This window comes from Halopseudomonas sp. (genome assembly GCF_041579695.1).
GTDB lineage: Bacteria > Pseudomonadota > Gammaproteobacteria > Pseudomonadales > Pseudomonadaceae > Halopseudomonas.
The window spans coordinates 1-12,434 of the sequence record NZ_JBFGFI010000011.1; the positions used below are offsets into that span (position 1 = coordinate 1).

Sequence of the window (12,434 nt, forward strand, 5' to 3'; positions counted from 1 at the left end):
CAAATAGATCGGGCCCAACCGCGGCTACGCCAAACAGAAGCGCAAGCCCGCCAAATACGAAAGCAACAGGAAACCCCCACATCAGCATCAGCAGGGCCACCCCGAACATGATAATGCCGATCATGCCAAACCTCCCTGAGATTTATCGCTGGTATAGGATTCGCCAAGCTTGAGAACACGGATACCTTGGGTCACCATCCCCAGACCGCTGGTGGCAAGGAATACCCCCGAAATGGGCATGAGTGATTTGATAATCCAGCGATAGGGAAGGCCCCCTGGATCGCCGCTGCCTTCCCCGAGCTCGTATGCTTCCATTGTGTAGCTGTAGCCGTAGTAGATGATGAGAAAGGCGAAGGGTAGAACGAGGATCAGGGCCCCGATAATGTTGACCCATGCCTTCATCGGGTCCTCCCAGCGGTCATACAACACATCAACCCTGACGTGGCCGTCGGTGCGCATGGCGTAGGGGATGCCCAGCAGGAAAACAACTGCGTAGAGGTGCCACTCCATTTCCTGCATGCCGATGGATACGTCGTTGAATGCGTAACGCGCTATAACGTCGTAAAGGATGTTGAACACCATGAGTAAGAAGGCAGCACTCGCGATCCAGCCGCAGAGGTAAGAAAGCCGCGCCAGGCCGTTATCCAGCGCAATTATCCATCTCATAACCCGTCCTTTTTCTGCTGCCAAGGTTTTGAACCCGGCCAGCCATCAGTGTTTCCAAACGAAAAGTGCCGGGCGCTTCTGAATGAAGCCTTCCCGGCACCGTACGCCAACCATTCCGAGCCCGGTGGTTACTCGTTCAATTTTGCCATGGTGTTCAGGTAGGCCCGCAGGGAGATGTCAGTGTAGTTGCGGGTATTTTTCAGATACATCGCCTGGGAGTCGATGATCTTTTTGGCCTGGGCATCGCCCTTGGCGGCTTCGGCAAGCAGCTTGTCGTTGGCCTTTACCATGGCAGTCAGCACATCATCAGGGAAGTTTTTTATCTGCACGTTCGGGTGCTTTTCCTGAATGGTTGCCCATGCTTTGGAGTTCTCATGTACTGAATGAATCAGCATGTCGTAGGCCGCGGTACGCATGGAGACTCGCAGAATTTCCTTCAGATCGGCGGGCAGCTTGTCCCACACTTTCTGATTGACAAGGAACTGCAGTTCCGTGGCCGGCTCGTGCCAGCCGGTGTAGTAGTAGTCAGCAATCTGCTGAAAGCCCAGACGGAGGTCCAAGGCCGGGCCTACCCACTCGACCGCATCAATCGTGCCGCGCTCAAGTGCCGTGTAAAGCTCGCCGGGAGCAATATTGGTCGGGTTGACGCCCACTTCCGCGAACACCTCGCCCTGGAAGCCGGGAATGCGCATCTTCAGGCCTTTCAGATCCTCCAGAGATTTGATTTCCTTGCGGAACCACCCCCCCATCTGGACGCCTGTGTTGCCGCCGGGGAAAGACAGCATATTATGGGGCTCGTAGACTTCCTGCATGAGTTCCATACCGCCACCGTGGTAAAACCAGGCGTACTGTTCGTCCGCAGTCATGCCGAACGGCATGCTGGTGAAGAACAGGGTGTTTGGAACCTTGCCCTTCCAGTAATAAGAGGCAGAGTGGCCCATGTCGTACTGGCCTGCTTTAACCATGTCGAAGACACCGAGTGCGGCCTTGTGCTTGTTGGCCGAGTCGATGCGGATTTTCAGTCGGCCATTGGACATTTTTTCAGCCATGGCAGCCATATTCTTGCTGGCGTCGCCGAAAATCGGGAAGTTGGCTCCCCAGGTCTCGGCCAGACGAAGGGTGAACGTTTCCTGGGCAGAAGCGGGCCCGGCGGAAAACGCGGTGGCGAGTGTAACGGCCAGAGCGGCCAGAGCAGAACGGATCTTCATGGTTCAGCGTTCCTTTTTTGTAATTGTTGTAAATGACAACATGGAGTATTTCCGTTGCACTCTGGAATTCCGGAAAAATCTGGCCGGATCCATGGACTCCATAAAAGCAAGCTAGCACGGTTTGGGATGGCAAAGAATCCGAAGAAGATCACTCTGCGACTTAAGTATTAGTGCATCGGCCGGGCGGCGAACACCGTTTGGCTTGTGATGAAGTGGTGCTTATGCGTCGCTGCTGGCTAATAAAAGCAGTAAAGCTTCCGTCGCACAGTTGTGCAAGTCCCATGATTGTCCCGACACCACCGGGGATGGCGTGTTTGATCAGGTGCCGGGTAGCAGTTATGGCAATGCGATGAGCAATGTGGCGCCTCCGGCGGCGTTATCTGAAGCCGCAGGGTGATATCGGATGGCATGAACACTGTCCATTTTGCCAGATAGGTGATTAGACCATATTCGTTTGCGCCGCCCTGCCCCGCGCCTGGTGCAGTTTCCTGTAGCTTTCAATCAACCGCTGGTGCCGTTCGAGCCCTTCCAGTTGCGTGCTGGTGGGCTCGAGACCGTAAAAGCGGACGTTGCCCTCCATCGAGCCGATCACCGCGTCCATGCGTTCGTTACCAAACAGGCGGCGGAAGTTGGTCTCGTAGTCGTTCAGATCCAGCTCCTCATCCAGCTCGACTTCCAGCACCACATTCAGGGCCTGATAGAACAGACCGCGCTCGACGGTATTGTCGTTGAACTGCAGGAAGGCTTCGACCAGTTCCTTGGCTTCTTCAAATTGCTCCAGGGCCAAATGAATCAGCAGCTTGAGCTCGAGAATGGTCAGTTGGCCCCAGGCGGTATTGTCGTCGAACTCGATACCGATCAGGGTCTTGATGTCGGTGTAGTCATCCAGCTCGCTTTCGTCCAGACGGTCGATCAGCGCCTGCAGGCTGTCGTCGTCCAGGCTGTGCAGGTTGAGAATGTCGGCGCGGAAAAGCAGCGCCTTGTTGGTGTTGTCCCAGATCAGGTCGTCGACCGGGTACACCTCGGAATAGCCCGGCACCAGGATGCGGCAGGCGTTAGCGCCCAGGGTGTCGTACACCGCCATGTACACTTCCTTGCCCAGCTCTTCGAGGATCCCGAACAGGGTGGCGGCCTCCTCGGCGTTGGCGTGCTCGCCTTCGGCAGCAAAGTCCCATTCGACAAATTCGAAGTCTGCCTTGGCGCTGAAAAAGCGCCAGGACACCACACCGCTGGAATCGATGAAGTGCTCGACGAAGTTGTTTGGCTCGGTCACGGCCTGGCTTTCAAAGGTAGGCTGGGGCAGATCGTTCAGGCCTTCGAAACTGCGGCCCTGCAGGAGTTCGGTAAGGCTGCGCTCCAGCGCGACTTCAAAGCTCGGATGCGCGCCAAAGGAAGCGAATACGCCGCCCGTGCGCGGGTTCATCAGCGTGACGCACATGACCGGGAACTGCCCGCCCAAGGACGCATCCTTGACCAGCACCGGAAAGCCCTGCTCTTCCAGGCCCTGAATGCCAGCCAGGATGCCCGGGTATTTCGCCAGCACGTCCTGGGGTACATCGGGCAACGCGATTTCACCTTCCAGAATCTCGCGTTTAACCGCGCGCTCGAAGATCTCCGACAGGCATTGCACCTGTGCTTCGGCCAGCGTGTTGCCGGCGCTCATGCCATTGCTGAGAAACAGGTTCTCGATCAGGTTGGAGGGGAAATACACCACCTCCCCGTCTGACTGACGCACATAGGGCAGCGCGCAGATGCCGCGCTCGGTGTTGCCGGAGTTGGTGTCGATCAGATTCGAGGCACGCAGCTCGCCATCGGGGTTGTAGATTTCCAGGCAGTGGTCGTCGAGGATCTCGGCGGGTAGCGCGTCCTTGCGGCCCGGCTTGAACCAGCGCTCGTCGGGGTAATGCACGAAGGGTGCATTGGCGATGTCCTCGCCCCAGAACTGGTCGTTGTAGAAAAAGTTGCAGTTCAACCGCTCGATAAACTCGCCCAGCGCCGAGGCCAGCGCGGCCTCCTTGGTCGCGCCCTTGCCGTTGGTAAAGCACATTGGCGACTGCGCGTCGCGGATATGCAGCGACCAGACGTTGGGGACGATATTGCGCCAGGAGGCGATCTCGATCTTCATGCCCAGGTCGGCCAGGATGCCGGACATATTGGCGATTGTCTGCTCCAGCGGCAGGTCCTTGCCCAACACACGGGTGCCCTCCCCTTCGGCGGCCAGCGGCATGAGCAATGCCTGGGCGTCGGCGTCCAGGTTCTCGACCTCTTCGATCACGAACTCGGGGCCGGTCTGCACCACCTTCTTCACCGTGCAGCGCTCGATGGAACGCAGGATGCCCTGGCGATCCTTGGGCGTGATGTCCGCAGGCAATTCGACCTGAATCTTGAAGATCTGGTTGTAGCGGTTTTCCGGGTCGACGATATTGTTCTGCGACAGGCGAATGTTGTCTGTGGGGATGTCGCGGGTGTTGCAGTACAGCTTCACGAAATACGCGGCGCACAGGGCCGATGAAGCCAGAAAGTAATCAAACGGCCCCGGCGCAGAGCCTTCACCCTTGTAGCGAATGGGCTGGTCGGACACCACCGTGAAGTCATCGAACTTGGCTTCAAGCCGGAGGTTGTCGAGAAAGTTGACCTTGATTTCCATGGGGGGCACCAGAATTACGAGCGGGACGAATTGGCCGCCATTATCCGGCTTTTGAGTGGGAAGTCATGCCCTTTGGTCACCGGCTCCGCCCCTGCGGTTATCTGCTTTTCCCACGAGGCGACGGAATCTGACAGGAGGCCCGAAAACTGTCGTCCAGCGCGACCGGTAAAACCAGGGTACTGAATTTCAGGTTATTGGCGGCCCTGCAGAGGGCAGTGAGCGGACGGTCATCGGGGGAAAGATCGTCATCTTGTTCCGGGTACTCGGCATTGAGCACAGGCTTTCCGGCCCGGATAAAAGGCAGCAAATGGTGGCACTCGTTGTACTGGAAGCACTGCTCGTTGACTGAAAAATCAAAGTAATCGACCAGGGAATCGACCTGCTCGAGGTCGTTTTTGAGGGCAACTCCCAGCCCACGCGTACGCGCCTCGTTGGCGATAAAGCGGTTATAGGCCAGCTGATCTTCGGCGCCAAGAGCAAACCCCGTGTTTTCCAGGTAGCCCTGAACATTGTCCGGTTCTACCGCGTCACAGCCTTTTGCAGCAGCCAGGTCCAACCGCTCCGTCATGATGCGGTGCACATTGGGCGAGCGAATATCCAACCAACGCTCGGCGGGCCAGCCGTCCAGTGTATTGCCCAGCTCCTCGCTTGCGAACTGATCGCGGTCATGCCGATAGTCTTCCCAGGAACCGGCGGAAAAGTAGCAGACCACCCTGTGACCCGCGTCCTGCAGTGCGTTGATGGTGGCTTCGCCGGTGTTGAACAGGTCGATATTATAGATAGTCACGTCGTAGGTGGTGTTCAGCGGGTGCTCATCATCGACGTACAGCTGCCATTGCCAGGTAACACCCACCGGCGGTCGATACCAACTGCCGCCGGTAACGGGCGCCACCTCGACGGATAGCGAAGTCACGCGCTCCGGCACTTGGGCATGGGGCTCCTGACAACCCGCAACTGCAAAGGCGCATCCAACAACAACCCACACCGGCATGTGCATACGACCCCTTTGCAGCCTGCTTTCGATCATCACAAAAACCCTGTCCCAGAGACGCGTGAAGCTTAAAAGCAGTATAGGCGAGAGGTGTCTTCTGAAGTTCAGGTCGAGCATCCCGGTCTCACTGCGCTTCGTTCCCGTTCTGGGCGGGCTATGTATCATCAGGGTGCTAGCGCGCCCGCCAGAGGTGGCAGTATAGTGGCTCTCATTACGCCAAGGCTCCCCATTCCTCACGACAAACTCCTCGACCTGCTACTTGACGTGGTGTGCGTGATCGATATCGACGGGCGTTTTCTCTCAGTTAGCGCTGCCAGTGAACGGGTGTTTGGTTTTCGGCCCGAGGAGATGATCGGTCGTACCGCCTTCGAGATGATGCATCCGGAAGACAGGGACGCCAGCCTTGCGCTCGTCCAGCACATCAATGCGGGCAGCCCCTGGACATGGAGCTGATGCAGTTCATGTCGAGCCAGGTGGCCGATGCGATCGAGCGCAAGCGCACCCATTCACGGCTGGAGTATCTGGCCTAGTACGACCAGTTGACCGAGCTACCGAATCGGGCCCTGTTTCTGGACCGTTTGCAGAGCGCCCTGAAGAGATCACTGCGCGGCAATCTGCGTCTGGCGGTGATGTATCTGGACATGGACAACTTCAAACTGGTCAACGACGCCTTCGGGCACCGCGTGGGCGATCTGCTGCTGCATGAGGTCGCCCAGCGGCTACGTCTATGTGTGCGCGACTCCGATACCATCGGCCGTCTCGGTGGCGACGAATTTGCCATTTTGCTGGAGGACATCAGCAATCTGCAAGACGCTGCACTGATCGCCGAGAAGGTGCTGGCGGCCTTGAGCGCACCCTACCTGCTGGATGGCCAGACGCTGACCAATGCCCCGAGCCTGGGCATAGCGGTGTATCCCGTCCATGGCCAGGAACGTCTGCCAAAATCGACGGGGCGTTACGGCGGCCTCGCCACGCAGAAGAATCCTCCCAGGCACGGCAAAATACACCACCATCAGCATTCTGGATGGTGCGGTTTCCCCAAGCCGCAAGCCGAGCCAAGCAGGTAATATGGGGGTTTAGCTGACCACCGGAGACATCATGAACACGACAACACTACACATTGCCCGCCGTTTTTGCGGCCCGCCTAACAGCGGCAATGGCGGCTATGTCTCCGGTCTTATCGCCAGGCACATGGAGCAGCCCTGCCAGGTAACCCTGCACGCACCGCCGCCACTGGATACCGATCTGCAATTGCACCCCCATGAGGGCGGTTTGCAGCTGAAGCTTGGCGAGCAACTGCTGGCCTCGGCCCGCCCCTATACATTGGATCTGGAAATCCCGCCGCCACCCTCCATGCAGGAGGCGGAAGCGGCTCAGCAGCGCTTCGTCGGCATCAGCTACCATGACCTGCCGGGCTGTTTTGTCTGTGGCACCAATCGGGATCCGGGCGACGGCCTGCGTATCTTTACCGGAGGTGTTTGCGAGCACGAGGACCAGGTTGCGGCACTCTGGCAACCTGCTAACGATCTGGCGGAAGCGGACGGCAACGTAGCCAGCGAGTATCTCTGGGCCGCGCTGGACTGTCCGGGCTTCTTTGCCGTCAAGCCGGTCTCAGGCATGGCCCTGCTGGGGCGCTACAGCGCGCGTATCGAGCAACCGGTGCAGGTGGGCGAAACCCTGATCGTGTCGGCCTGGGCCATCACGCATGATGGCCGCAAACATAAAGCCGGCAGTGCCCTGTTCCGTGGCAATGGCGAGCGCGTGGCCTGCGCCGAGGCGACCTGGATCAGCTTGCAGCGTTAAGCCGCCTGTCGGTCACACCTCCAGATCGAGCTGGCCAGCCAGCTCGCAGGAAATCTGCCAGATCCGGCGCGAAGTCACAAACACACAAGTGTGAGGTCATGTGCGGCAGGTCGCATTCGGGCTTCCAGTAGGGTTGGCGCGTCAATAAGTCCTTCCCTGTTTTGCCCTCCCCCTCCCTGGGAACTAGGCTAACGCCTGAAAGGCAAAGAGGAGCCCACTGTGGAAAACAATTCCGCCGCCGAAATCGTGGTGATAGGCGTTCTGGTACTGGCCACTACACTGGCCAATGCCTTGCTGCGGCGTGTCGGTGTGCCTTCGCTGGTGGGCTATATCCTGATCGGGGTGGTATTACACGCCACCGATCAACAATTTGGCTACATGACGGCGCTGCTGGATCATGTTCTGGAGTTTCTCGCCAAAATGGGGCTGGTGGCTTTGCTGTTCCGTGTCGGCATCGAGAGCCGGCCCGAGGCGCTGGCCCATGAGCTTCCGCGCGCATCAGTCGTCGGCATCGCCAATTTGTCGCTTGCTGCGGTTCTTGGTTATCTGACTGCCCGTTATGCGCTTGGGCTCGAGTTGATTGCTTCACTGGCGGTGGGCGTGGCAATGACAGCGACCAGCGTCGGCGTGTCTCTCGCCTCTTGGGAGGAAGAAGGCCTGGTGGACAGTCACAACGGGCGCATGCTGCTCGATGTGGCAGAGCTGGATGATATTGCCGGCATCGTACTAATGGGTTTGTTATTGGCGATTATCCCTACCTTGCAGCAGGCCAATGGTCAGCTGTGGAGTACTCTGGGCACCACGGCATTGAGCTATGCATTCAAGTTCATCCTGTTTGCGGCCGGTTGCCTCCTGTTCAGCCAATATCTTGAAAAGCCGATAACCCATTGGAGCCTTCGCCTCGAGACCAATTCCGGCGTAATGCTGACAATGCTGGGCCTTGCGGTGGTTATTGCAGCCATCGCCGGCTGGCTGGGATTCTCACTGGCCGTTGGCGCGCTGTTCGCTGGCCTGGTTTTCAGCCGCGACCCGGAGGCGGTAAACCGCGAAACCAATTTCGATGACATCTATGCGCTCTTCGCACCTTTTTTCTTTATCGGTATCGGCGGGGAGATAGAACTGCAGGCATTGACGCAAAGCTGGAGCTGGGGCCTGATCCTGGCGCTGGTGGCTATCGGCTCGAAGGTTGTTGGCGTTGGTCTGTCGGCCTGGCCGCTGATCGGGCGCAGCGGCGCTCTGCTGCTCGCTGTGAGCATGGTGCCGCGGGCTGAAATAACCATGGTTGTGGCGCAACAGGGCAAGCAAATGGGGGTTCTTGACAATCAGCTCTACGCGGCCCTGGTCGTCGTGACTGCGATCACCAGCCTGCTAGCGCCAATGGTTCTGCGGCCGATGCTGCGCCGCGCGAGTGTGCGCAGCCCGGAAAATTCTGACCAGGAGCAGTAAATGGCAAAGGCCGACACGGCGTTGCATCAGCTGAATAGACAACTCATCTGGGAAGGCTTCAAACAGCTGGCTCCGATCTCGATCTTTGTGATCGCGTTTGGCGCGGCCTTTGGGCTGGCTGCCAAGCAGGCAGGGCTGAGCGATCCGATGATTCTGACGATGAGCGCCCTGGTCTTTGCCGGCGCGTCCCAGTTTGCAGCGCTGGATCTCTGGGGCCCGCAGGTGCCGTTGTTTACGATGCTGATTACGGTGTTCGCTATCAATGCCAGGCACCTGCTGATGGGTGCAACGCTGTATCCCTGGCTGAGCCAACTGCCACCGGCAAAACGCTATGGCGTGATGCTGATAGCCTCCGATGCCAACTGGGCAATGTCGATGCAGGCGTTCACTCGCGGAAAGCCCGGCCTGGGGCTGTTGTTCGGCGGTGGACTGGCACTGTGGTCATTCTGGATCTTCGGCACCTGGCTGGGAATGGCATTTGGCAATCTGGTCAGCGAACCCAGAAGCCTGGGGCTGGATATGGTCATGGGCTGCTTTTTGCTCGCCATGGTGGTGGGCGGAGAAAAGAACCTGCGGATGTTCGGGATCTGGACGGTGGCAGCGGGCTGCTCCCTGCTGGCCTACTGGTACCTGCCGGAAAACAGCCATGTGGTCGTTGGCGCACTGGCCGGCGGCGTTGCCGGAACCCTCTGGGGCAGGCAGCACAATGAGCATTGAAACCGCCGGCATGGGAGCCTTGCTGGTTATTCTGGCCATGGCGCTGGTGACCCTGGCCACCCGCTGGGGCGGCGTCTATGTGATGTCGTTCGTGCCGATCGGCTACCGGGTAAAGCAATTCATCCAGGCGGTGTCCGGCTCCGTGCTGGTCGCGCTACTGGCGCCGATGGCAGTTGAAGGGGACTGGGGGGCGCGTTTCGCTCTGCTGACCACCGCCGTGATGATGCTGGTGGTAAAGAAACCGTTACCCGCGATCGCTGGCGGCATCCTGGTTGCGGCGTTATTCAGACACTTTGCCTTCTAGAGCAAAGCGGACGGCCTGCTGGGCATGTATTGCGGTAGTGTCAAACAGCCGCACCTCTGTATCTGCAGCCTGCACGAGCAGCCCTATCTCCGTGCAGCCGAGGATAACGCCCTGGGCGCCGCGATCAGCCAGTGATGCTATTACTTCAAGGTACTCCGACCTGGATTCTGGCCTGATCTCGCCCCGGCACAGCTCCTCGTAGATGACCGAATGCACGAGGTCACGTCCGGATTGTTCCGGCACCACAACCTGTATGCCGTGCTCCTGGATACGATCAAGATAGAACGCCTGCTCCATGGTAAACCGCGTACCCAGCAACCCGACAGAGGTGACCCCAGCCTGCCTGAGGACAGTAGCTGTGGCGTCGGCGATGTGCAGCAGAGGGATGCTTACTGCCTGTTCGATCTGTACAGCGACCTTGTGCATGGTGTTGGTACAGAGCACTAGAAAATCTGCGCCAGCTGCCTCCAGCGACTGAGCAGCATCACCGAGTATCTTTGCAGTAGCGTCCCAGTCGCCCTGATGCTGCAGGGCTTCTATCTCGGCAAAATCCACACTGTAGAGCACGAGTCTTGCCGAATGCAGCCCGCCTAGCGCGTCGCGCACGCCCTGATTGATCAGCCGATAATAGGTCTGGCTGGACTCCCAGCTCATTCCGCCAATAAGGCCTATGGTTTTCATGCGGAGCCTCCTTGTTGTTCGGTTGGGTTTCAGTGCACCGGATGGCCCTGGGCTTGAAAGGAACCTCTGGCTGCTAGACTTGCCTGAAGAATTGATCGCAGAGTACAAAAGGAGAGGCGCATGGCGATAGAGCCAGTTATTCCGGAATCAACCCATACAGAGTCCGAGCAGCCCCGGATGTCGACAGCGGCGTCGTCAGAGGCGAAGGAGTCCAACAGCAAGGCTAACGCCACTGTGTATCGCATGGTGATGAAAAAGCATCTGTGCCCATTCGGCCTGAAGTCAGTCGACCTGCTCGAACGCGAAGGCTACGACGTGGAAGATCATCAGTTGACCACCCGCGAAGAAACCGATGCCTTCATGGAAAAGCACAATGTGGATACCACGCCGCAGACTTACATCCGCGGCAAACGCATTGGCGGCTATGAGGAACTGCGCAAATACTTCGGCAAGAACGTGAAGTCCGAAGACGAGACCAGCTACCGTCCGGTACTGGCGGTATTTGCTGTGGCTGCATTGCTGGCGCTGGCTGTGGGCTGGATGCTCGGCGGTCTGTTCACCATCCGCACCGGTGAGTTGTTCATCGCTTTCAGCATGTCGATTCTGGCGATGTTGAAACTGCAGGACGTTGAAAGCTTTTCCACAATGTTTCTCAATTACGACCTGCTCGCCCAGCGCAAGGTACCCTACTCCTACGTCTATCCCTACGCCGAATTATTGGCCGGTGTGCTGATGGTAGCAGGGGCGATGCTCTGGCTGGCCATTCCGGTGGCGTTGTTCATTGGTACGGTAGGTGCCGTATCGGTGTTCAAGGCGGTCTATATCGACAGACGCGAGCTCAAATGCGCCTGCGTGGGTGGCAGCAGCAGCGTGCCGCTGGGGTTCACCTCATTGACCGAGAACCTGATGATGATGGGCATGGGTGTATGGATGCTCAGGTACTATTTCGGCGGCTAGTGCTCTCGGCAAAATGGACTGTCTGCGCTTGCCGAGAGAACTTTGATTTTCAGTTGAGTGCATCCAGGACTCGCTTTCGTGCGTATTACCTTGAAGGTGGCTATTAAAAGCACCTTGCCCGGTGGGCTCAACCCACCCCACGAATGGGAGGAACCTGAATGAACACTTTCAATAAACTGATTCTGACGACTTCACTGACCCTGGCCGCAGGCACGGCAAGTGCCGCTCAACTGCTCGCCCTCGGCGCCGACGGCATGTTGCACAAAATCGATACCGACGCCCTGAGTGTGACTGCGAGCATGCAGGTAGACGGCGCCAGCGATCTGCGTGGCATTGATGTACGCCCTGCCAATGGCATGCTCTACGCACTGAGCGGCGGCACCCAGCTCTATACCGTTGACATGGCTACAGGCAAAGCGACCGCAGGTGCCGAGTTACAGAAAAGCCTGCCGGGTAGTGAGCATGCGGTGGTCGACTTCAATCCTGTGGCAGACCGACTGCGCCTGCTCGCTGCCGACGGGACCAACTTCCGCGTGAATGTCGAAACGGGCGAAGTCGCTACTGACGGTAGCGTTGCCTATGCTGAAGGCCTAGCCACTGACGACATGATGCAGGAAGTCGTCGCTGGCGCGTATACCAACTCCTATGCCGGAACCGAGAAGACTGAGCTGTATACCGTGGATCTGACCACCGGCATGCTGATGCTGCAGAATCCGCCGAATGATGGCGTGCAGCAACCGGTAGGCGAGTTGGCCAAAGGGCTCGATGCCGCTGCAATGGACATCGTCAGTGACAGCATGGGCGGCAATACGGCCTATGTACTGACCGGCCTGACGCTGCACACCGTTGACCTGAAGACCGGCACGCCAACGCCCCTGGGTGACATTGCGGACCTGCCAGCAGGCATTATCGACATCGCTGTGCTGCCTGCCATGTAAGGATTATCCGCCACTGACCAACGGCTCTGCCCTAATCGCGAAGAGCAGAGCCATTGTCAGCCGCAGGGACTCAAGA

At 58.3% G+C, this 12,434-nt stretch carries 13 protein-coding genes; 8 read left to right on the plus strand and 5 right to left on the minus strand.

Annotation, left to right across the window (positions count from 1 at the left end; all coding sequences use genetic code 11):
* Nucleotides 1-120 precede the first annotated feature (120 nt).
* The 4 genes from ABYA88_RS04240 to ABYA88_RS04255 all read right to left on the minus strand — a co-directional run bounded on the left by ABYA88_RS04240 (nt 121) and on the right by ABYA88_RS04255 (nt 5,434).
* Nucleotides 121-666, minus strand: a complete 546-nt coding sequence (locus ABYA88_RS04240) for a TRAP transporter small permease subunit (protein WP_373185642.1) — start codon at nt 664-666, stop codon at nt 121-123.
* Nucleotides 667-794: 128 nt separating this feature from the next.
* Complete coding sequence (locus tag ABYA88_RS04245) at nt 795-1,874, minus strand: TRAP transporter substrate-binding protein (protein ID WP_373185643.1); 1,080 nt, start codon at nt 1,872-1,874, stop codon at nt 795-797.
* Between the two features lie 439 nt (nt 1,875-2,313).
* Nucleotides 2,314-4,521 (minus strand): OsmC domain/YcaO domain-containing protein, encoded by a 2,208-nt coding sequence (locus ABYA88_RS04250; protein ID WP_373185644.1) that lies wholly within the window; start codon nt 4,519-4,521, stop codon nt 2,314-2,316.
* A gap of 97 nt (nt 4,522-4,618) precedes the next feature.
* Entirely contained in the window at nt 4,619-5,434 is an 816-nt protein-coding gene (locus ABYA88_RS04255; protein ID WP_373185645.1) for an endo alpha-1,4 polygalactosaminidase, read from the minus strand.
* A gap of 279 nt (nt 5,435-5,713) precedes the next feature.
* Here ABYA88_RS04255 and ABYA88_RS04260 point away from each other — a divergent pair, with 279 nt between their 5' ends.
* From ABYA88_RS04260 to ABYA88_RS04285, 6 genes are all read left to right on the plus strand, one after another.
* The gene (locus tag ABYA88_RS04260; protein ID WP_373185646.1) at nt 5,714-5,965 is read left to right on the plus strand and encodes a PAS domain-containing protein; all 252 of its coding nucleotides are present in this window, start codon (nt 5,714-5,716) and stop codon (nt 5,963-5,965) included.
* An 86-nt stretch (nt 5,966-6,051) separates the two neighbouring features.
* Entirely contained in the window at nt 6,052-6,579 is a 528-nt protein-coding gene (locus tag ABYA88_RS04265) for a diguanylate cyclase domain-containing protein (protein ID WP_373185647.1), read from the plus strand.
* A 31-nt stretch (nt 6,580-6,610) separates the two neighbouring features.
* The gene (locus tag ABYA88_RS04270) at nt 6,611-7,315 is read left to right on the plus strand and encodes a hotdog fold domain-containing protein (protein ID WP_373185648.1); all 705 of its coding nucleotides are present in this window, start codon (nt 6,611-6,613) and stop codon (nt 7,313-7,315) included.
* A gap of 219 nt (nt 7,316-7,534) precedes the next feature.
* A complete protein-coding gene (locus ABYA88_RS04275; protein WP_373185649.1) occupies nt 7,535-8,761 on the plus strand; it encodes a cation:proton antiporter in 1,227 nt (408 codons plus the stop codon).
* On the plus strand, nt 8,762-9,478 hold the full coding sequence (locus ABYA88_RS04280; RefSeq protein WP_373185650.1) for an AzlC family ABC transporter permease: 717 nt from the start codon (nt 8,762-8,764) through the stop codon (nt 9,476-9,478).
* Nucleotides 9,468-9,782 carry an AzlD family protein gene (locus ABYA88_RS04285; protein WP_373185651.1) on the plus strand — a complete coding sequence of 105 codons (315 nt, stop codon included), beginning with the start codon at nt 9,468-9,470 and terminating at the stop codon, nt 9,780-9,782. The genes ABYA88_RS04280 and ABYA88_RS04285 overlap by 11 nt, the downstream gene beginning before the upstream one ends.
* Here ABYA88_RS04285 and ABYA88_RS04290 read toward each other — a convergent pair.
* Nucleotides 9,759-10,463 carry an aspartate/glutamate racemase family protein gene (locus ABYA88_RS04290; RefSeq protein ID WP_373185652.1) on the minus strand — a complete coding sequence of 235 codons (705 nt, stop codon included), beginning with the start codon at nt 10,461-10,463 and terminating at the stop codon, nt 9,759-9,761. The genes ABYA88_RS04285 and ABYA88_RS04290 overlap by 24 nt on opposite strands.
* Before the next feature lie 177 nt (nt 10,464-10,640).
* Here ABYA88_RS04290 and ABYA88_RS04295 point away from each other — a divergent pair, with 177 nt between their 5' ends.
* Nucleotides 10,641-11,420: a MauE/DoxX family redox-associated membrane protein gene (locus tag ABYA88_RS04295; protein WP_373185699.1), complete on the plus strand. Its 780-nt coding sequence runs from the start codon at nt 10,641-10,643 to the stop codon at nt 11,418-11,420.
* 158 nt (nt 11,421-11,578) lie between these two features.
* The gene (locus ABYA88_RS04300; protein ID WP_373185653.1) at nt 11,579-12,358 is read left to right on the plus strand and encodes a DUF4394 domain-containing protein; all 780 of its coding nucleotides are present in this window, start codon (nt 11,579-11,581) and stop codon (nt 12,356-12,358) included.
* Nucleotides 12,359-12,434 lie beyond the last annotated feature (76 nt).